The organism is Planctomycetota bacterium (genome assembly GCA_038746835.1).
Taxonomy (GTDB): Bacteria; Planctomycetota; Phycisphaerae; order Tepidisphaerales; family Tepidisphaeraceae; genus JBCDKH01.
This window is the reverse complement of record JBCDKH010000052.1, coordinates 1-19,596: the sequence shown is the minus strand read 5'-3', so window position 1 is coordinate 19,596 and position 19,596 is coordinate 1. Positions and strand designations below refer to the sequence as shown.

At 67.3% G+C, this 19,596-nt stretch carries 20 protein-coding genes; 13 read left to right on the top strand and 7 right to left on the bottom strand.

Annotation, left to right across the window (positions count from 1 at the left end; genetic code table 11):
• The first annotated feature begins 265 nt into the window (after positions 1-265).
• The 3 genes from AAGI46_07360 to AAGI46_07350 all read left to right on the top strand — a co-directional run bounded on the left by AAGI46_07360 (position 266) and on the right by AAGI46_07350 (position 4,097).
• Positions 266-1,663 carry a serine/threonine-protein kinase gene (locus AAGI46_07360; GenBank protein MEM1012024.1) on the top strand — a complete coding sequence of 466 codons (1,398 nt, stop codon included), beginning with the start codon at positions 266-268 and terminating at the stop codon, positions 1,661-1,663.
• Positions 1,664-1,840: 177 nt separating this feature from the next.
• Positions 1,841-3,328: a potassium transporter TrkG gene (locus tag AAGI46_07355; protein ID MEM1012023.1), complete on the top strand. Its 1,488-nt coding sequence runs from the start codon at positions 1,841-1,843 to the stop codon at positions 3,326-3,328.
• A gap of 115 nt (positions 3,329-3,443) precedes the next feature.
• Positions 3,444-4,097: a TrkA family potassium uptake protein gene (locus tag AAGI46_07350; GenBank protein ID MEM1012022.1), complete on the top strand. Its 654-nt coding sequence runs from the start codon at positions 3,444-3,446 to the stop codon at positions 4,095-4,097.
• On the opposite strand, the gene surE is transcribed toward AAGI46_07350, so the two are convergent.
• Positions 4,090-4,869 (bottom strand): 5'/3'-nucleotidase SurE, encoded by a 780-nt coding sequence (gene surE, locus AAGI46_07345; GenBank protein MEM1012021.1) that lies wholly within the window; start codon positions 4,867-4,869, stop codon positions 4,090-4,092. The two genes, AAGI46_07350 and surE, sit on opposite strands and share 8 nt — an antisense overlap.
• 35 nt (positions 4,870-4,904) lie before the next feature.
• Here surE and dapA point away from each other — a divergent pair, with 35 nt between their 5' ends.
• From dapA to AAGI46_07320, 5 genes are all read left to right on the top strand, one after another.
• Positions 4,905-5,813: a 4-hydroxy-tetrahydrodipicolinate synthase gene (gene dapA / locus AAGI46_07340; GenBank protein MEM1012020.1), complete on the top strand. Its 909-nt coding sequence runs from the start codon at positions 4,905-4,907 to the stop codon at positions 5,811-5,813.
• A gap of 92 nt (positions 5,814-5,905) precedes the next feature.
• Positions 5,906-7,498 (top strand): type I 3-dehydroquinate dehydratase, encoded by a 1,593-nt coding sequence (locus AAGI46_07335; protein ID MEM1012019.1) that lies wholly within the window; start codon positions 5,906-5,908, stop codon positions 7,496-7,498.
• Positions 7,499-7,558: 60 nt separating this feature from the next.
• The gene (gene rplM, locus AAGI46_07330) at positions 7,559-7,987 is read left to right on the top strand and encodes a 50S ribosomal protein L13 (GenBank protein MEM1012018.1); all 429 of its coding nucleotides are present in this window, start codon (positions 7,559-7,561) and stop codon (positions 7,985-7,987) included.
• Positions 7,988-8,013: 26 nt separating this feature from the next.
• The gene (gene rpsI, locus AAGI46_07325) at positions 8,014-8,574 is read left to right on the top strand and encodes a 30S ribosomal protein S9 (protein ID MEM1012017.1); all 561 of its coding nucleotides are present in this window, start codon (positions 8,014-8,016) and stop codon (positions 8,572-8,574) included.
• 930 nt (positions 8,575-9,504) lie between these two features.
• A complete protein-coding gene (locus AAGI46_07320; protein ID MEM1012016.1) occupies positions 9,505-12,015 on the top strand; it encodes a hypothetical protein in 2,511 nt (836 codons plus the stop codon).
• On the opposite strand, the gene AAGI46_07315 is transcribed toward AAGI46_07320, so the two are convergent.
• Positions 12,016-12,396: a PEGA domain-containing protein gene (locus AAGI46_07315; protein ID MEM1012015.1), complete on the bottom strand. Its 381-nt coding sequence runs from the start codon at positions 12,394-12,396 to the stop codon at positions 12,016-12,018.
• A gap of 53 nt (positions 12,397-12,449) precedes the next feature.
• Positions 12,450-13,190, bottom strand: a complete 741-nt coding sequence (locus AAGI46_07310; GenBank protein ID MEM1012014.1) for a hypothetical protein — start codon at positions 13,188-13,190, stop codon at positions 12,450-12,452.
• Between the two features lie 169 nt (positions 13,191-13,359).
• Between AAGI46_07310 and AAGI46_07305 the strand changes: the two genes are divergently transcribed.
• On the top strand, positions 13,360-14,481 hold the full coding sequence (locus tag AAGI46_07305; GenBank protein ID MEM1012013.1) for a substrate-binding domain-containing protein: 1,122 nt from the start codon (positions 13,360-13,362) through the stop codon (positions 14,479-14,481).
• A gap of 36 nt (positions 14,482-14,517) precedes the next feature.
• Complete coding sequence (locus AAGI46_07300) at positions 14,518-14,757, top strand: hypothetical protein (protein ID MEM1012012.1); 240 nt, start codon at positions 14,518-14,520, stop codon at positions 14,755-14,757.
• Here the strand turns inward: AAGI46_07300 and AAGI46_07295 are convergent.
• The 3 genes from AAGI46_07295 to AAGI46_07285 are packed head-to-tail and all read right to left on the bottom strand — an operon-like array spanning position 14,747 to position 16,067.
• Entirely contained in the window at positions 14,747-15,151 is a 405-nt protein-coding gene (locus AAGI46_07295) for a PIN domain-containing protein (GenBank protein MEM1012011.1), read from the bottom strand. The genes AAGI46_07300 and AAGI46_07295 overlap by 11 nt on opposite strands.
• On the bottom strand, positions 15,148-15,453 hold the full coding sequence (locus AAGI46_07290; protein MEM1012010.1) for a hypothetical protein: 306 nt from the start codon (positions 15,451-15,453) through the stop codon (positions 15,148-15,150). The genes AAGI46_07295 and AAGI46_07290 overlap by 4 nt, the downstream gene beginning before the upstream one ends.
• Before the next feature lie 59 nt (positions 15,454-15,512).
• Positions 15,513-16,067 carry a hypothetical protein gene (locus AAGI46_07285; GenBank protein ID MEM1012009.1) on the bottom strand — a complete coding sequence of 185 codons (555 nt, stop codon included), beginning with the start codon at positions 16,065-16,067 and terminating at the stop codon, positions 15,513-15,515.
• Positions 16,068-16,085: 18 nt separating this feature from the next.
• Between AAGI46_07285 and AAGI46_07280 the strand changes: the two genes are divergently transcribed.
• Both AAGI46_07280 and AAGI46_07275 read left to right on the top strand, forming a co-directional pair.
• Positions 16,086-16,223 carry a hypothetical protein gene (locus AAGI46_07280; GenBank protein ID MEM1012008.1) on the top strand — a complete coding sequence of 46 codons (138 nt, stop codon included), beginning with the start codon at positions 16,086-16,088 and terminating at the stop codon, positions 16,221-16,223.
• Positions 16,220-17,326 carry a mandelate racemase/muconate lactonizing enzyme family protein gene (locus tag AAGI46_07275; GenBank protein MEM1012007.1) on the top strand — a complete coding sequence of 369 codons (1,107 nt, stop codon included), beginning with the start codon at positions 16,220-16,222 and terminating at the stop codon, positions 17,324-17,326. Before AAGI46_07280 ends, AAGI46_07275 begins: the two co-directional genes overlap by 4 nt.
• 93 nt (positions 17,327-17,419) lie before the next feature.
• On the opposite strand, the gene AAGI46_07270 is transcribed toward AAGI46_07275, so the two are convergent.
• The gene (locus AAGI46_07270; GenBank protein ID MEM1012006.1) at positions 17,420-17,776 is read right to left on the bottom strand and encodes a hypothetical protein; all 357 of its coding nucleotides are present in this window, start codon (positions 17,774-17,776) and stop codon (positions 17,420-17,422) included.
• 85 nt (positions 17,777-17,861) lie between these two features.
• Here AAGI46_07270 and ilvD point away from each other — a divergent pair, with 85 nt between their 5' ends.
• The gene (gene ilvD / locus AAGI46_07265; protein MEM1012005.1) at positions 17,862-19,559 is read left to right on the top strand and encodes a dihydroxy-acid dehydratase; all 1,698 of its coding nucleotides are present in this window, start codon (positions 17,862-17,864) and stop codon (positions 19,557-19,559) included.
• Positions 19,560-19,596 lie beyond the last annotated feature (37 nt).

Below are 19,596 nucleotides of genomic sequence, written 5' to 3'. Positions count from 1 at the left end.
GGGGGGGCGGGCCGCGGGGGGGGTCCCCTCTGCTCGCGGGCGGGGCGCGCGCCGGCGCTGGGGGCGGGTTTCTGGGGGTGTGCCCCCCCCCCCGCGCCCGCCGGCCCCTCCCCCCCCCCCGCGGCTGACCGTCTGTCAGGTGCTTGGTCGCGAACGCACTCGCTGGAGTACTATGCCAGGTCGCACGTGAACACTGCCCGATAATCACCGCATTCCCGATGCAGATACTGGCGGATTGACGCCGGCCGGGCCATACTGGCTCGCCATGCCACCGGGAGTGCCAGACGACGACGCTGCCGGTGCGGGGGAGGAGTTTCGCAGGCCCAGCGATGAGCCGCCAGCGGAGGATTCGCCCGGGTCGAGCGCGGCCCTGAAGCCGCAGCCTGAGACGCCGTTCGGCGGGCAGCCGGCGGAGAAGAAGTCGCGTTTCCCGTCGTCCGCCTGGGGCGAAGAGGCCGCGCCCGAGCCACTGCTCGAACAGCCCAGCACGCCGTCGATGACGACGCAGGTCGGCGATCGTCTCGAAGCCGGCGCGGAGATCGGGCCGTACAAGATCCTCGAGACCATCGGCGAAGGCGGCATGGGCGTCGTCTTCAAGGCCGAGCAACGCCCGCCCCTACGGCGGATGGTGGCGCTGAAGATCATCAAGGCGGGGCTCGATTCGAAGGAAGTCATCGCCCGCTTCGAGGCCGAGCGGCAGGCGCTGGCGATGATGGACCATCCCGGCATCGCCAAGGTCTTCGACGCCGGCACCACGCCCAGCGGCAAGCCGTTCTTCGCGATGGAGTTCGTCGCGGGTCAGCCCATCAGCGACTTCTGCGACCTGCATCGCCTGAGCGTGCGTCGTCGGTTGATGCTGTTTGCCGACGTCTGCGACGCGATCCAGCACGCACACAACAAGGGCGTCATCCACCGCGACCTGAAGCCGGCCAACGTGCTGGTCAGCCTTCCGGGCGGCGTGCCACAGGCCAAGATCATCGACTTCGGCGTGGCCAAGGCGCTGCGTCAGAAGCTCAGCGAACGGACGCTCTACACCGAGACCGGCCAGCTCGTCGGCACGCCGGAGTACATGAGCCCCGAGCAGGCCGAGGGCGGCGTGCTGGAGGTCGACATCCGCAGCGACGTCTACTCGCTGGGCGTGCTGCTGTACGAGCTCTTGTGCGGCTGTTTGCCGTTCGACTCGAAGAAGATCCGTGCCGGCGGCGTGCTCGACATTCAGCGGATGATCCGCGACGAAGACCCACCCCGCCCAAGCCAGGCCGTCACCAGCCTCGACGCCGGGCGGGCGCTCGGCGTGATGGCGGCGCGGCAGTGCGACGTGAACGAGCTTCGCAAGGAACTGGCCCGCGAGCTGGAGTGGATCGTCCTGACGGCCATGCGGAAAGACCGCACCGAGCGGTACGCGACCGCTGCAGAGCTGGGCGAGGACGTCCGGCGATACCTGGCGGACAAGCCGCTCAAGGCCGCGCCGGTGTCGTGGGTCTACGCGGGCCGCAAGTTCCTCGGCCGGAACAAAGGCGTCGTCGCGATCGCTTCGGCGGTGGCAGCGTCCTTCATCGTCGGCGTCGGCGCTGTCGGCTACTTCGGCTATCAGGCGAGCGTCGAAAACGCGGAGTTACGCGAGGAGATCGCAGACCTGAAAGCCCAACTCGAAACGCGCTAGCTCCTCGTCCTCCTGAGCGAGCGCAGCGAGTCGGAGGAACTCGTCTGGACTTCGGTGCAGAATCGAGCGAGGTCCCTCGGCTTCGCTCGGGATGACGGAGAGCGCAGTTTGCCGCGTCTCTGCAGTTCGATCCCGTTGGTCCGAAGCAGCAGCAGCAGGTACGCTCGGGTCGACCTCGTGCGACACCTCTGGACCTGGCGACGAGTCGGTGGCGAGCGACGACGCGACCGCGCAAGGCGCCTCTACCACGACTTCCGCAGCGGACGCCTCACGCCAGCCCAGCTGTTCGCAGCCACGTTCCTCGGGCTGGTCGTCGTCGGCACGCTCGGCTTCAAGGCGCTGCCCGGCCTGTACGCCGACGGGGCCGAGCCGCTGAGCTGGCTCGACGCCCTCTTCACCGCGACCAGCGCCGTCTGCGTCACCGGCCTGATCGTCGTCGACACCGCCACGCACTTCTCCAAACTCGGCCAGCTGTACGTCCTCTTCCTCGTGCAGCTCGGCGGGCTGGGCATGCTCGGTCTGGCGAGCTTCGTCATCATCACATTTCGCGCACGGCTGAGCCTGCGTCAAGACGCGATCGCGTCGGGCGGCACGACGATGGGGCCGTCGCAGGCGGTCAAGACGCGGAGCCTCGTCCGCGACGTGCTGCTCTTCACGTTCCTCGCCGAGGCGGCGGGATTTGCGATCCTGCTCTTTCTCTGGCGAAACGACTTCACGCTCGGCAAGGCGGCGTGGCATGCGCTTTTTCAGTCGGTCAGTGCTTTCTGCAACGCCGGCTTCAGCACGTTCAGCGACTCGCTCGTCAGCTTCCAGGACAGGCCGGCCACGCTGCTGGCGATCTCGGGCGGCATCATCACCGGCGGTATCGGCTTCCTCACACTCGAGGAGCTCAAGCAGTACGTCCGCTCGTGGCGTCGCAAGCAGAAGGTCCGTCTGTCGCTGCACACACGCATCGTCCTCGTCACAACGGCCCTCCTGCTCGTCGGCGGGGCCGTGGTGCTCGGGCCCTTGGAGCGGGGCAACCCGCGAACGTTGGGCGAGCTCAACCCGTTCGACGCGGCCATCAACGCGCTGTTCATGAGCGTCACCGCACGCACTGCCGGCTTCAACACGATCGACTACGGCCAGACGTTCCAGGCGACCAACTTCGCGACCATCCTCCTCATGAGCATCGGCGGCGCACCGGGCGGCACCGCCGGCGGCATCAAGGTGACGACGCTCGCGGTCCTGGTCGTGATGGCCTACAGCCGCTTCCAGGCACGCGGCACGACCAATGTCTGGGACCGCACGATCCCGCCGGTCACCAGCCAGCGGGCCGTCGGCTTGTTCGCGTTCAGCCTGAGCATTCTCGCGCTGGGCGTGATGCTGTTTGCGATCATCGAGCTCGACCAGTCGTTCGTCGGCGTCTATCCGGACGGCACGCGCATCAACGATGGGCGGGCAGACTTTCTGGATGTCATGTTCGAGGCGGTCAGCGCGTTCAACACGGTCGGGCTGTCGACCGGCCCGACGGCCGACCTGTCACCGGCGGGAAGGCTGCTGACGATCTTCCTGATGTTCGTCGGACGCGTCGGCCCGCTGACCATCGCCGCCGCCCTCAGCCACAACGCCGCCACCGGCCGCGGCATCAAACGCTTCGCGCACGAGGATGTGGTGGTTGGGTGAGGATGAAGAGGCGCTAGGGACTAGGGATTAGGGACTAGTCCGACACCTGAATCCGATCCCTGCGTAGCTACTAACTACTAGTCCCTCATCCCTGGTCCCTAGCGCCCACTCACCCATGAACCGCTACCTCGTGATCGGCCTTGGCAACTTCGGCAGTGCGGTGTGTGAAGCGCTGTACGGGCGGGGGCACGACGTCATTGCGGTCGATCTGGCGGAGGATGCGGTCGATCGGGTCGCGCAGCACGCGACGCGGACGGCCGTCGCGGACGGGACCGATCCGGCGGTGCTGACTCGGCTGGGCGGTGAGAAGGCAGACGCGGGCATCGTCGGCACGGGCGACGACATCTCGGCCTCGATCCTGGCGGCGCTGGCACTCAAGGACGTCGGTTGCACGAACATCGTCGTCAAGGTCATCAGCCCGGCCCACGACCGCATCATGCGCAAGCTCGGCGTCTCCGAGACCGTCTTCCCCGAACGCGACACCGCCCAGAACCTCGTCGCCCGACTCGTCGGCAGCTCACTGCTCAACTACGTCAAGCTCGGCCAGGACTTCGGCCTGCAGGAGATGGCCGTGCCCGACAAGTGGGAGAACGTCACCCTCCGCGACCTCGACCTCCGCCGCAAGCACGGCGTCCTGGTCGTCGGCATCCACGACGTGCTCACCGACAAGGTCCAAAGCCCCGACCCCGACCGCGTCCTCACCGACAGCGACAGCCTGCTCATCAGCGGAAGACTGGCCGACCTGGAGAAACTGGCCTCGATCAAGTAGCCGCGGCCATCGCGTCGGCGGTGCGCTGCATCCGATCGACTGCCGTCAGGTTGAGGTGCAGCGGCGTGACGACGACGGCGTCGTCGCGCAGTCCCGCGACGTCCGTTCCGGCCTCGCCGCCTTCGAGGCTGAAGACGCCCGTGTTCCAGTAGTACGACTGGCCACGCGGACTCTGTCGCTCTTCAAAGGCGTCCATGAGTGGCTTGACGCACTGCGGCACGACGCGGATGCCAGAATGCTGCTGGCCCGGCTTGAGCGCCGGCACGTTGACGTTGACGACTTCGCCGGCGTGGACGGCATTGCTGGTCCAGAGCTTCTGGATGACGTCGAGGCAGATCGCGGCCGCGGCGTCGTAGTCGTCGGGAACGTCGCGACGCAAAAGCTTGCTGACGGCAATCGCTGGCTTACCGAGGAAGGCCGCCTCGATCGCCGCCGCGACGGTGCCGCTGTAGAAGACGTTGATGCCGGCGTTGGCGCCCATGTTGATGCCGCTGACGACGAGGTCGACGTCCGGACACAGCTCGACGAGCGCGAGCTTCGTGCAGTCGGCCGGCCGGCCATCGACAGCGGTGCCAGTCATGCCGCCGACCGTGGTGACGGGCGCGACCATCAGCGGCTCGGCCAACGTGACGCCGTGACCCGTGGCCGACTGATGCGTCTCGGGCGCGACGACCGTGACGTCCGCCCAGGCCGAGAGCGCCTTCCACATCGCGAAGATGCCCTCGGCCCGAATGCCGTCGTCGTTCGTCAGCAGCACCTTGGGTCGCGTCATGCCGGCAGGCTACGGGCGCTACAGTGCCGGCCCTCATGGCGCAACAGGAACTCCAACTCCACGGTGCCCTGACTGCGCTCGTCACGCCGTTCGACGACGCAGGCCGGCTCGACGAAGCGCGACTCCAAGAGCAGATCTCCCATCAACTCGACGCCGGCATCGACGGGCTCGTGCCGGTCGGCACGACGGGCGAGTCGCCGACGTTGTCGTTCGACGAGCACAAGCGTGTGATTGAGCTGACGGTCGATGCCGTCGCCGGCAAGGTGCCTGTCGTCGCGGGTGCCGGCGCGAACAACACCGAAGAGGCGGCCGAGCTGCACGGCTTTGCCAAGAGCGTCGGAGCCGATGCCGTCCTTAGCGTCAATCCGTACTACAACAAGCCGAGTCAGGAGGGCCTGTACCGGCACTTCGCGACCCTGGCCGAGCGGGTCGATCTGCCGATCGTGCTCTACAACATTCCCGGCCGGTGCGGCGTGACGATGTCGCCCGAGACCGTCGCCCGGCTCAAGCGCGACACGCCGATCGCCGCCATGAAGGAAGCGACCGGCGACATCGGCATCGTCACCCGCTACTTCGACGCGTGCGACGACCTCGGTGCCGGCGACCTGGTCGTCCTGAGCGGCGACGATCCGCTCACGCTGCCGATGCTCGCCCTCGGCGGTCGCGGCGTCATCAGCGTCGCGAGCAACGTCGCCCCGAAGCTCGTCGGCGACCTCTGCCGCGAATGCCTCGCCGGCAACTTCGGCACGGCGCACCAGCTCCACCGCGACGTCTGCCGACTCAGCGCGCCGCTCTTCCTCGACGGCAACCCAGCGGGCGTGAAGCACGCGATGAAGCTGCAAGGCCGAGACACCGGCGTGCTGCGTCTGCCGCTGGTCGGCGTGAGCGACAACGTGACGAAGAAGATCGAGGCGGCAGTCGCGCTCGTGACTGGTGGCTCGTAACTGGTGACTTGGACCAGAACCCACGGCGCCTTCACCCCAAGTTCCCAAGTAACGAGTTTACAAGCAGCAACTCCACAAGCAGCTACTTCCACTTGACCCGCCTCTGCGTTCCCATCTACGTCCGCTCCGTCGACCAGGCCCGGCGCGATGCGTTCGTCGCCGTCGAGCGCGGGGCCGAGATGGTCGAGCTGCGGCTGGACGCGTTGGCTGACGACACGCTGCTCGACGCGGAGTCGGCGGACTTCGCGGCGATCGTCGAGCTGGCGAATCGACTCATCGAGTCCAACGTCAAGATCATCCTGACGATGCGGCCGCGCAACGAAGGCGGCAAGAGCGACCTGGACGACGAGACACGCTTCGACGTGCTGGCCGGCCTGGCCGTGCGGGCACCGGCGTGGGTCGATCTGGAATGGCGTCCGATGAGTCGCGCAGGCGGCTGGCCGATGAACTTCCTCGAGCTCGCTGCCGTCACGCCGGTCCGCACGATCACCAGCGCTCACGACTTCGAGACCCGGCCGAACGACCTGATGCAGGTCTTTGCCGAGATTAGCCAGTCGCGCGCCGACGCGGCCAAGGTCGCCTGGCGTGCCCGGAGCGTGCGCGACAACATCGAGGCGTTCGAGCTGCTGCGCGAGGCCGCCAAGCCGAGCGTCGTGATCTGCATGGGCGAAGCGGGCCTGCCGAGCCGTGTGCTCTCCAAGAAGTTCAACGCGTTTCTCACCTTCGCCAGCCTCGCCGACGAAGACCAGACCGCCGACGGTCAGGTGCCGGTCGACGTGCTCAAGGGCCGGTTCCGCTGGGACGCGATCAAGCGATCAACCAAGGTCTACGGCGTCGTCGGCCATCCCGTCGCGCACAGTCGGAGCCCGCACGTCCACAACGCGCAGTTCGATGCGATCGACCACGACGGCGTCTACCTGCCGCTCCTGGTCGAGCCGGGTTACGAGTCGTTCAAGGCGTTCATGGAAACGTGGCTCCGGTTCGAACCGCTGGACCTGGCCGGCCTGTCGATCACGCTGCCGCACAAGGAAAACGCCCTCCGCTACGCCAAGGAGATCGGCGGCAGCGTCGACGCCACCGCAGAACGCGTCGGCTCGGTCAACACGTTCACCGTCCACCGCAACGACGGCGAGGCGACGGTCTCGGCGGCGAACACCGACCTGGACGCGATGGTCCAGACCGTCCGCGACGGCCTGGGTCGCGAGGTCGCGGGCTTGTCGGTCGGCGTGCTGGGCGCGGGCGGCACCGGACGGACGGCGACAGCGGCGTTCACGGCACTCGGGTGCGACGTCACGATCTACAACCGCACCGCCGCCCGGGCCGAGGCCTTGGCCGACGAGTTCGCCGCCACGGCCGCGCGGTTGGCCGACGTGGGCAAGGGCGTGCACGACGTCTGGATCAACACGACCAGCCTCGGCATGGCCCCCGACACCGCCGAGTCGCCGCTGGGCGACATCCGACCCGTGATGACCGATCGGACACTCGTCTTCGACACGATCTACACGCCCGCCGAGACGACCTTCCTCCGCAACGCACGCGAGGCCGGGGCCCGCACCGTCAACGGCATCCCGATGTTCCTCCATCAGGCGGCGGCGCAGTCGAAGCTCTGGACCGGCAACGACGTCGACCTGGACGTCCTGCGACGGGCGTTCGACGGATCGAGCGGACCTGCGACCGCCGATTGACCCTCGCCTGCCATTGCCTAGCATGCCGGCCCGCCGCAGCGGACCCAGACGGATGACGCAATGAGCAGCTACTTAGCGAAAACTGGCGAACTGACGCCCGATTGGCACGTCGTTGACGCGACGGACAAGGTCCTTGGCCGCATGGCGACCGAGCTGGCCACCATCCTTCAGGGCAAGCACAAGCCCACGTACACGCCGCACGTCGACACCGGCGACTTCGTCATCGTCCTCAACGCCTCCAAGGTCAAAGTCACCGGCCGCAAGGCCGAGAGCCGGACCTACCAGACCTACAGCGGCTACCCGAGCGGCCAGCACGTCTACAGCTACAAGGCGATGAACGAGAAGTCGCCCGAGAAGGTCATCGAGCTAGCCGTGCGTCGCATGCTGCCCAAGAGCAAGCTGGGCAAGCAGATGCTCTCCAAGCTCAAGGTCTACGCCGGCGACACCCACACCCACCAGGCCCAGCAGCCCAAGCCGCTGGCGATTTGAATTCCCTCTGACCCTGCACCGCGTTCATGAGCGATCCGACCGAAGTTGAAGACACGCAGGCCCCCGAGGGTGCCGTCGCCGAGCCGCAGGACGTGGCCGCCGAAGAGGACGCCACGCTCGAGGCCGACTTCGCGGTCGCCACGCCCGATCCGCAGGCTTTTGGCTCGGCCGCCCACGCTGCTCCGAGCGGCTACTTCTGGGGCACCGGCCGGCGCAAGAGCAGCGTCGCCCGCGTCCGAATCGCCTCGGGCTCCGGCAATGTCAGCATCAAGCGCAGCGGCAACGACCCGCGCGAGCTCAACGACTACTTCCAGAACGAGCGCGACCGCAAGGCCATCTTCGGCCCGCTGGAAGTCACGCAGTACGGCGGCAAGGTTGACGTTCACGTCAATGCCAACGGCGGCGGCTCCACCGGCCAGGCCGAAGCCATCGTCATGGGCCTGGCCCGGGCGCTCATTAAGTACGACCCGCAGAGCGAGGCCGCCCTTCGCGAGAACGGCTTCATGACCCGCGACAGCCGCATGAAGGAGCGCAAGAAGTACGGCCAGCGCGGTGCCCGCCGTCGCTTCCAGTTCAGCAAGCGGTAACGCCGCTGGCTTCCAACCCATCGCCGCCTCACCGCGGCGAGCCCCAGCCGGCCGTCCCGCGGAGGAACGGCCGGCTGTGTTTTTGGTTGCCCGACTCGTCGCGACCGTCCGAGCATCGCCGGTTCGCACGCGAGCGAAAGAACCGACGCTCCCACCGCAACGCAACGCTCCCCACGGCGTAGCCGCCCGCATCAGCGGGCGCTAGCACCCCGACCGCACGCATGGACACGAGCACGCACCGACACGCTCGCTAACGGGAGCGGCCACGTCGTCATCGAAAGCGCGAGACGATCGATCCGGTGACGCTCCGAGCAACAACGCGTCGCACGCCCTAGACCGACCCCAACCGACCCAGACGCCGAAGCGGAAGCTTCGGGTCCAGAACCACCCATCGCGTCCACCTGTCGCGGGACCCATCTCTCCGACACACCTCCGACCTCCCACCACGGCTGCCAAAGAAACAGGCCCCGTCGAGCGTTGCTCGCGCGGGGCCTGGCGGAGGAGGATCCGTATGGTCGCCCCACAAGTAGAGAATCCCGTGCCAGTCGAAAGAGAGCGAGCAATTATGACTTCAAGTTCTTGCTCAACAACACCTAATGTTTTATAGAAGACCTTCCGCATGCCTACCGTCACCGCCTCAGGCCTGACCATCCACTAGGCCAATCGCCGTGCAGTGCCGCGCAATTGGGCACGCGACCAGCAGCACAACCGTGCACCGACACCCTCGGCCCACCGGTGGAAACCGGCCCATACGATGTTCCAGCGTCGCTACCGCCCCGCCGTCGCCTGAACGGCGGGCCCCACCCTTGGCCGACGCGGACACCGCAGATGATGCCGCCGTTCGACTGGTCCCGATTGCACTGCGCCCTGCTCGTGGGGCTGCTGCTGCTCGCAGCCGGATGCGGCTCGTCGTCGGGGCCCGCTGTTCGCGTGGTCGACCTCTCGCCCGGACGCGTCGCGACGCTCGATCGCCCCACAGTCGCGCTGGCCGGGAACGAGGTCGCCGGCGTGACGCTGCAGATCACCGGACAGGCCGCCGGCATTCGACTGGCGGACGACAGCCCGCTGGTCGCGTCGGCCGCGTACGAGGTGCTGTTCGCCGAGCTCGACCTTCGCCAGCCGATCATCGTCCGACGCACCGGCCGCCACCTCGGCATCGCCCGCGTGCCCGTCGCCCTTCGCCCACTCGCACCCGGCGATCAGGGAAACTGGCAACTGCCCTCCGGCCCCGGCCGACGCACCGTCTGGCTCGATGCGCGTCTGCCCGCGGGTCAGCCTGTCGGTGAGCAGGACGTTCGCATCGAGCTCATCGACGCCTCAGGCGACGCCATCGCCGACACGTCGCTTCGGCTGCAACATCGTGGGATCGACCTGCCGCCGTCACCGCTGGACGTGGCGGCGATCGTTCGGCAAGACGACTTGGTCCGCGCCTGGCCGATGGCCTTCGCTGACATCGCCGCACCATCCATTCGCCGGGACGATCCGGGCCGGGCGGACGCGGTCGCGGTGCTCGACGCGGTCCACGCACTCGCCCGCCGCGTGGACCTCGACGTCGCCTTCGTCGATGTGTCCCCGCGATTCCCGTCGGGCCTGTCCGCCGATGACACGACGTTCTGGGCCGACTACCTCGCGCTCGTTGGCCCGTGGTTCGACGGCGACGATGCGAGCGCCTGGCTGCCTCGCCCGCCCGGCGTCGGCCGGGCCGAGGCGTCGCGTCGGCCGGACCGCTGGCTCGACGTGATCGCGACGTTCCGCGAGCGAGGCTGGATCGATCGCACCGCCGCCCTCGTCGAGCCGGCCGCACTCGCGCCGCTGGTCGACCCGGCCTCACCGGTCGCCGCGACCGCCGCCCTGCGACTCGTCTCGGCCTTGGCTCGCGACGACGGGCCGACGCTGCTGGTCGACGTCGCGCGTGCACGATCGGAGGGCACGCCGCCCAACGTCGTCACTCGCGCGCAGGGCGCGATCGAGTTCAGCAGGCCCGGACCCGTCGATCGCCCGGGTTTCCTGCGATTCGACGCGGCCGACGTGCCGATCGACGCGGGCTGGCTCGCCGTCGCACGCGGGGCCGAGGCTGTGCTGGTCGACGAGGCAGTCGGCACGTCCACCGGCGAGCTCGACCGCTGGTTCTACCCGGGCGAGGCTTTCGATCTCGACGAGCCCGCCGTCGTGGGTCTGGCGGCGATGCGTGCCAGGCGAGCGCGATTCGACGCGGCCCTCCTGCAGGCGGCGATGGCGACGACGGGCGAGGCGGAGGTGCGTCGGCTAGCGCGGACGGTGGCCCGGCCGATCGTGGTCCCGGTGCTCCTGCGCGACACGCCGGGCCTCGACCTCCACGCAGGTGCCGCGAGCGCGAGCGACCTGATCGCCGGCCGACGCCTCGCTACAGCAGCCGCTCGTGGCGAGCGACTGGTCCTGCCGTCGCCGACGCTTGAGCCGCGGGTGACGCGTGTGCGTTGGGACCTTCGCCAAGGTCCGCGGTTCGCGTCGGACCCGACGGACCGGCGGTCGCTGGTGATGCGGGCCGAGGCGGTCGTTCGTGCGCCGTCTGAGCCCGAGGCCGAAGGCATGACGGCGAGCTTGCCGGACCTGCCCGCCGGCTGGTCGCCGCTCGCCCCAGCCCCGCCGAACAGCGCCGCCTTCGAGGGCGGCCTGTTTCGGGTCGTTTCCGGTGCTACGACTGAGCTTTCGCAGTCAATCACAGACACGCCGCAGACACTCTCGGTAACCGACGAGTACTCCGGCGTGTCGAACGCCGCCACCCTCGCCGCGCCTGCTGCAAAGGTTCTTCAATTCGACAAAGCTCCGATCATCGACGGTCTTCTCGCCGACTGGACGACGGCGTTGACGCTTGCTGATCAATCATGGATTGCATTTAGCAATCGTCGTCACAGCGATGATAATGGTTTTGATACTCAGTCGCCGATGACGCTGATATCAGAGGATGACATTAGCCTCCTCATCGGATTCCGCGTTCCGATGTCATCTTCCGCTGCGTCATCGAGCTTCGTGCGCCGCCAGCTCGGCAGGCTTTGGGGTGAGGACGCGATCGCCTTCACGATTCGTCCCGTCGGCTACGTCCAAGGCGACCCCGCACCGGGTCCCTGGACGCACGTGACGCTCAAGCCCAACGGCCTGGCGCTCGTCAGCCGATCGACCGACGGGCGGGCGTGGGGACCCGCTGCGATCGACCTCGCCTACGCCGCCACCGTCGATGACGATGGCCAATGGCGTGGCGAGCTGCGGCTGCCGTGGCACGCCCTGGCCGAGGGTGCCGACGCCCCAGGCCGCTTCCGCCAAGGCCCGCTTCGGCCGGAGCTGGTGCTGTTCAACGCAATCCACCACGACGGAGCGACCGGTCGAAGCTCCAGCTGGGCTGGCCCGATCGACCAGGATCGTCAGACGTCGATCACCGGCGCGCTCGTGCTTGAACAGCGGTAGCTATTCGTCCAGCGTCTCGTCGCGGTACGCCTCCGCCCGCTCCACCAGCCCGTCCTCCGCACCGGCGTCGGGCTCCAGCACGAAGCTCAGCTCTGGCGTGTGCGTCAGCCGAATCGGCAGCACGTCGGCGATCAGGTCGAACCCGACCCACTGCCACCACGGCGCGACGATCCAACGCGTCTTGTCGAGCGTGGCAAAGCCCTCCTTGCGGAGGACGACGTCGTAGTTGCCGTACCACGTGAACGGCACCTTGACCGGCGTTCGCCCGACCTCTTCGCCGTTGACGAAGACGAGTGCCCCTGGCGGCTGGCTCAGGAGCTTCATCCGCCGCTCGACACAGCCGGTGGAGACGACGAGAACCAGAAGCAGCAGCCACCGCATCGGCCAAAGCGTACCCGACCGCGCCTCGCTTCGCCGACTTGGCATGCCGTGTGTCAGACCGACGATCGACGCCGCCGCATGCCGACGGCAATCAGCCCGATCAGCCCGGCCCCGGCAGTCGCCGGCTCAGGGATGACGAAGGTCTCGAGCTCCAGACGAGGGCTCGCGCCGGTGTTGTCCGCGAAGATCCGGTAGAACTTGTCGTTCGGCGGGCTGATCGTGTCCATCGTAAACCGCAGGAACAGGAAGTCGCCGGCCGAGTAATTGGTCGACAGGTAGCTCAGCAGCGAAGCCTCGCCGACCGTGTCGAGCCGCCGGGTGCTGAAGTTCGGCACGCCTGGGAACAGGACGCTGTCGTCGATCAGCGTGCCCGGCTCCTCGTAGTCGCTGATCTGGATCGTCCCGCTCGACCGCACGCCGATCGCTTCGAGATCCACGCTGAACTGGGGATTTCCCGACGGGAATGCGGTGCTGAAGCGGAAGTTCGCGCTCAGGAGCGCTTCGTTGGCATCGAGCGCCGGCAGCGGAATCGCGATGATCGGCCGCTGGATGCGTCCCTGGAACTGGCCTGCCCGCAGGTTGTTCTGGTTCCCGACGCCCGGCTCGGGGAAGGGGCCGTCGAGGAAGTCGCCGGTGCCGGTGGTGCCGTTGACGAAGACGGCATCGACCGTCATCGCGGAATCCGACGCGTCGATGTTCAACGTCCGGGCCTCCGCCGACGAACTGGCCAAGCCTGCTGCCAGCAAGCCGAGCGTGACGGACGATACAAGGCCGATGTGAGCCGAAAAACGCATGGTGTTCTCCTCCGAGCAGGACAGGGTCCGACGGCTGCGCCGCCACTCTTCCCCACGAGCGAGAAGTATGACGCGTTTCGCTTGACCTGACCACACGCGATGACGCAGAATTGCTTTGCGTTTGCGCACCACTCGAAGCTGCGTCCCCGACCCGCCCAGGAGGAACCCCATGCGCGTTCTCGCCCTTGTCGACTGCGTGCAAAGCTACGGCCGAGGCGTGCTCGCCGGCATGGCCCGGTACGCCAACGCCCACGGCGGCTGGACCATCTCCCTCGACCATCACAACCAATCACGGCAACGTCTCCCCGCCTTGCGCCGCGGAACATCCGCCGTCATCGCCTACGCGCTTCGACCGGGCCTGATCGACGCGCTGCGATCAACCGGACTCCCAACCGTCAACACCTCGTCCGGTGCCGCCGACCCCGGGATGCCCGCCGTGGTGCCCGACGATCGCGCCATCGGCAGACTCGCGGCCGACGACTTCATCGCCCGCGGCTATCGACGACTCGTCGCGCTGCAACTCCCGATCTGGCACTTCTCCAGGGTCCGTGCCGAAGCGTTCGTCGAACACGCCCAGGAAGCCGGCTGCCATGCCTCCGTCCTGCGATTGCCGTCGTGGCCGTCGGCCGAGGCCAGCGTTCGCGAATTGCTCGAGCAGTGCCCGACGCCGGTCGGCGTGTTCGCCAGCTCGGACATGCTCGCCGTCTTCGTCGTCCGACAAGCGATGGAGCTTCGGCGGACGATGCCCGAGCAGGTGGCCGTCCTCGGCGTGGACAACGACGAGCTCACGTCGCAGATGATGGAGCCGCGCATCTCCAGCGTCGCAATCCCGTGGCAAAAGCTCGGCTTTGAAGCCGCGGCCATGCTCGATCGCCTCGTGCAGGGCAAGACACTCGACGCGGACACAGTCCGCATCCCGCCGACCGGCATCGTCACGCGTCAGACCACCAACGGCCTCGCCATCGACGACCACGACGTCGCGGCAGCGATCGGCTACGTCCGGCAGCACCTCACCGAACCGATCTCCACGGCCGACGTGTTGCGATCGGTCCCGCTCTCGCGCCGCTCGCTCGAAGTCCGCTTCAAACGCGCCGTCGGCCAGACGCTCCAGTCGTACATCACGGCCATGCGGATCGAGCGCTCCAAGCGGCTTCTCGCCGAGACCGACTTTGCGATCCCCGAGATCGCCGCCCGCTCTGGCTTCGTCGACCCGACCTACTTCGCGACCGTCTTCCGCAAAACCGCGGGCGAGTCGCCCAGCGCCTTCCGGTCCAAGTCCCGCTTGGCGTGACCGGTCCGCGGTTGCCGCATGACGTACGATGCAACGATGCAGGAGCGAATCGACGAGCTTCTGGACCTCGGCATCGACCGCCGCACGCCACAAGAGCAGCGGGAGTTGGAGGAGCTGTTGGCGTTAGCCCCGTCGACGCTCGAACCGTACCCGACGCTCGTCGAAACGCCCTACGGCCTGCAGGACACGAACGGCGTGGACGTGACGATCCCCGAAGAGCACCTGTACTACTACGGCACGCCACGCCCACGACAGTGGGAACCAGCTACGGAGTGACCACCTCGACCGCCGGGAAGTACGTCCGGTACCGCGTCGCATCCCGCGTCACGATCGTCAGCCCTTGCACCTCGGCATGCGCTCCAATGTAGAAGTCCGGCATCGGCGATCTTCTTGTGCCTTTCAACATCCGGTAGCGAGCATGAGCCTGACTCGCAGGCCACGCCGCCTCCCACGGCAGGTCGAGCCGCTGTAGTTCTTCGTCGGCGAATGTCTCGGCAAATTCCGCTTCCGACTCCAGCCCCGCGAGCACCTCGGCATAGATGATCTGGTTGATCGCCGCCTCACCGATATCGACGAGATCGCCCACTAGCTGAGCTGACGCCACGTGATGTGCTGCATCGGGACTGAGAAAGTCGATCAGAACGTTCGCATCAATGAGGTGAATGCTCACGGCGAATCCGGTCCTTGATCGTCATCATCGAACGGGACGGCCGATTTCCAGTCTGAGCCGCGGGTCATCTCCATGACCTCGTCGCTGGTCATCGTGACCCGCGGCGGGTTGGCTCGAATCCGCTGGATCAACCGCTCCCCACGGGTCAGCCCGTCCTCGCCGCGCTTGGGCTCGGGGCGTTCGTCGGGCGTGACGGGGAACGTCTCGACGACGAACCGGCCGGGGTCGTCGTACCCCGCCCGCCGAGCCGCCTGCCGCAGCCCGGCTGCCGCCTCGCCTTCCAACGTGATCGTCTCGGCCATGTTGCAAGTCTACTCGATTGTCCCGCAAAAGCCTTGCGGAAACGATGGTCCACCTCGAATCACTCGTCCGACGCGACCGCTTCGACTGCAAAGCCGCGCTCCGCCACCGCAAGTCGAACAAGCTGCCGCGTCCAGACGACGGCGGCTGTGATCATCGCGACCAGCACGCCGCCGTAAGCGGCCCAGATGCTCCCGCCGACCCAGGCGAAGGCAACCACGTTGCTGGCCCGTCGCGCCTGACGGAAGTTCGAGATGAACGAGTCGGACGACACCGCCGCCCAAGTCGCACCGGCGATGCCGCCCACGATCATGCAGATCGCCGCAGCGATCAGGCCGAACACGACGGGGCGAACCATGTTCCGCCAACTCAACCATGCCCACCCCGACGCACCAGCAAACAGCGTCAACAGCAACCCGAAGGCGAAACCCGAAATCCCTCCTTCGATCCACCCGTGCTCGAACGCGATCGACTGCGGCGACCCGCCACGATTCAGCACGAGGCTGAAGTACTCGCCACTGATCGCGGCGTGCGAGAGGTTCGTCAAAATGCCCAGCAAACCGCCGACTGCGGCTACCGCAAAGGGAAGGCTGACGGCGGTCGCGACCTTCCCCATCGCTCTAACGTAGTCCTCGTGCCGATGGATCAAAACACCTTCCCCAGCGACCGCTCCCGCGTCATCACCCTCGGCCACGACCTCGACTGGTCCCGCCGCGTGTGTGGCGAGATCGTTGTCTGGTCGAATGCCTTCGCGGCCGAGGAGGCATCGTGAGCGAACCCGTCGTCGAGCGGGTCGAGTCGTTCGTTTCGCCCGACCATCAGCTCGGACTTGTCCGGTTGACCCTCAGCGACGGCTCGTTCGGCTGGGGACAACTCGCACCGTACAACGCAGACATCACCGCGAGTGTGCTGCATCGTCAGGTCGCCTGGTTCTTTCTCGGCCACACACTCGACGCCTCCGAAGACCGGCTCGACGTAGCGCTACTGGCGAATCACAAGTACCCATGGAGCTACGTCTGCCGGGCCTTGGCAGGCGTCGACCTGGCCGTCTGGGATCTCCGAGGCAAGCTGGCCGGTAAGCCCGTCGCCGAACTCCTCGGCGGCCGACTTGAGCCGATTCGGGCTTATGCGTCGAGCATGCGACGCGACATCGCACCGAGCGACGAAGCTGATCGACTGGTCCGGCTTCGTAACGACTTCGGCTTCGACGCCTTCAAGATCCGCGTCGGCAAGACAAACGGCCGAGACGTCGACGCATCGCCGGGCCGAACCGAGACGATCATTCCGACCATCCGCCAAGCCCTCGGCGACGACGCCACGCTCATGGCCGACGCCAACGGCGGCTTCTCGCCGACGCGTGCCATCGAGGTCGGTCGCCTGCTCGAAGATCATGGCTACGCCCACTTTGAGGAGCCCTGCCTCTTTGGGGAATGGGAACAGACAAAGGAAGTCACCGACGCCCTTTCGATCGACGTCGCCTGCGGCGAGCAGGACAACGACGTGGCCCAGTTCCGACGCATGCTGAAGGCTCGAGCGATGGACATCGTCCAGCCCGACGTCTGTTACGCCGGTGGTATCACGCGACTCCTGCAGATCGGCGACCTCGCCGACGGTCTCGCCATCCCGATCCTCCCGCACGCTGCCAACCGCTCGCTCCTTCTCGTCGCGACGCACCATCTGATGTGTGCCGTCAAACGCCCCGGCCCTTACATCGAAGTCGGCATCGAGTCACAACCGCACTTCGAGAACGCCTATGCCCCGATGCCCGTCGTCCGCGACGGCCAACTCCACACCGAGCCCGGGCCCGGCTGGGGCGTGACGATCCGTGACGACTGGCTGGCGACGAGCAATCGGTCGGTTTCCGAGCAAGCGTGAAGTCGTCGGCCTTCGGTTTCAATCGAACCTTGCCGTGCCGCGCCCAGACAGCGACCTCGCATTCAAATCGTGAGCGGCCAGCAACGCGAAAGCCTACCTACCCGCGGGCTGCGTCGCAGCGTCCGTCTCACCACTCTTTATCTGCTGCTCGAGCCGCTCTGTGGTAGTTCGCGTGATGTCTTCCATGAACTGTCTCTCGCGACGCGACGCCATGATGCTCGCGACGATGAGTAGAGACACGATGATCAAGAGCGCGATCCCGTTCGTGATTGCTCCAGCGATCGGCCAGCCGCGGCTGAAACGTGGCTTCGCCTGAGCCATCTTCCAACCGATTCCTGCCATCGCCAGACCGACCAGCGGAAACGCAACACGCCACCATCCGAAGACAGGGAACGCACAGCACACGAGCGACAGCACCGCGACCATCACAGACACAATCCCCCAAATCATCGCCGAATCATCGGACAATTGCGTCTCCGGCGGACCATCGTCAGCAGTCGCGTCGACCACGTTCGCAAACTAACGTTCCGGCAGAATGACCGCCAGCACCTCCGCCTTCCCCCGCCCCCATTCCCGCGTCGTCACCGACGGACCCGAGCGTGCCCCGCACCGCGCGTTCTTCCGCGCCATGGGCCTCACCGACGAGGACATGGACAAGCCCTGGGTCGGCGTCGGGGCCGCGTGGAACGAGGCCACGCCCTGCAACACCACCCTCGACCGCCAGGCCATCGCCGCCGCCGACGGCGTCAAGGCGGCCGGCGGAACCCCCAGGCGTTTCCACACCATCAGCGTCTCCGACGGCATCGGCATGGGCCACCAGGGCATGAAGGCCAGCCTCGTCAGCCGCGAGGTCATCGCCGACTCGGCCGAGCTCATGTTCCGCGCCCACGGCTACGACGCCTTCGTCGGCATCGCCGGCTGCGACAAGTCCCTGCCCGGCATGCTCATGGCCATGGCCCGCCTCAACCGACCGTCGGTCTTCCTCTACGGCGGCACCATCCTCCCAGGAGAACTCGACGGCAAAAAACTCACCGTCCAGGACGTCTACGAGGCCGTCGGCGCCCACTCGGCCGGCAAGATCGACGACGAACAACTCCGCCGCGTCGAGTGCGCCGCCTGCCCGTCGGCCGGCTCCTGCGGCGGCCAGTTCACCGCCAACACCATGGCCACCGTCGCCGAAGCCATCGGTATGGCCCTTCCCGGCAGCGGCTCCCCGCCCGCCGTCGACGAGTCGCGAGACGAGTATGCAAAACAGTGCGGCGACGCCGTCCTTCAACTATTGATGAATGACGTCAAACCGCGCGACATCATGACGATGAAGGCGTTTGAGAACGCCGTCGCCGTCGCCGCCGCCACGGGTGGCTCTACAAACGTCGCGTTGCACCTTCCAGCATTGGCGGCCGAGTGTGGTTTGACGCTCACGCTCGACGACATCGACCGCATCAGCCGCCGCACGCCGATCATCGCCGACCTCAAGCCGTTCGGCCGCTACACCGCCTACGAGGTCCACCAGGCCGGCGGCATCCCCGCGATCCTCAAGGTCCTCCTCGACGCCGACCTGCTCCACGGCGACACGCTCACCGTCACCGGCCGCACGATGGCGGAGAACCTCAAAGACGTCGTTCTCAAGGAAGATCAGGACGTCGTCGTCCCCGTGAGCAAGGCCTACGAACCCCACGGCGGCCTGCACGTCCTCCGCGGATCGCTCGCCCCCGACGGCTGCGTCATCAAGACCGCCGGCGTCAAACGCCTCCAGCACCGCGGCCCGGCCAAGTGCTTCGACTGCGAGGAAGACGCCATGGCCGCGGTGCAGGCGAGCAAGATCGTCGCCGGCGACGTCGTCGTGATCCGCTACGAAGGACCCAAGGGTGGCCCCGGCATGCGCGAGATGCTCGGCGTCACCGCCGCCATCGTCGGGCAGGGCCTCGGCTACGACGTCTGCATGATCACCGACGGCCGCTTCTCGGGCGCCACCCGCGGCCTCATGATCGGCCACTGCGGCCCCGAGGCCCAGGTCGGCGGCCCCATCGCCCTCGTCCGCGACGGCGACACCATCGCCATCGACGCCCACGCCGGCACGATCGAACTGGAGGTGAGCGACGACGACCTCACCCGCCGCCGCGCCGCCTGGACCCCGCGCGTCACCGACTACACGACCGGCGCCATCGCCAAATACGCGGCATTAGTCGGCCCCGCCAGCGGCGGTGCAGTGACGAGCCAACCGGCCACGTGACCACCGCTGTCGACTCGTACCACGATGCCCCTTGTCG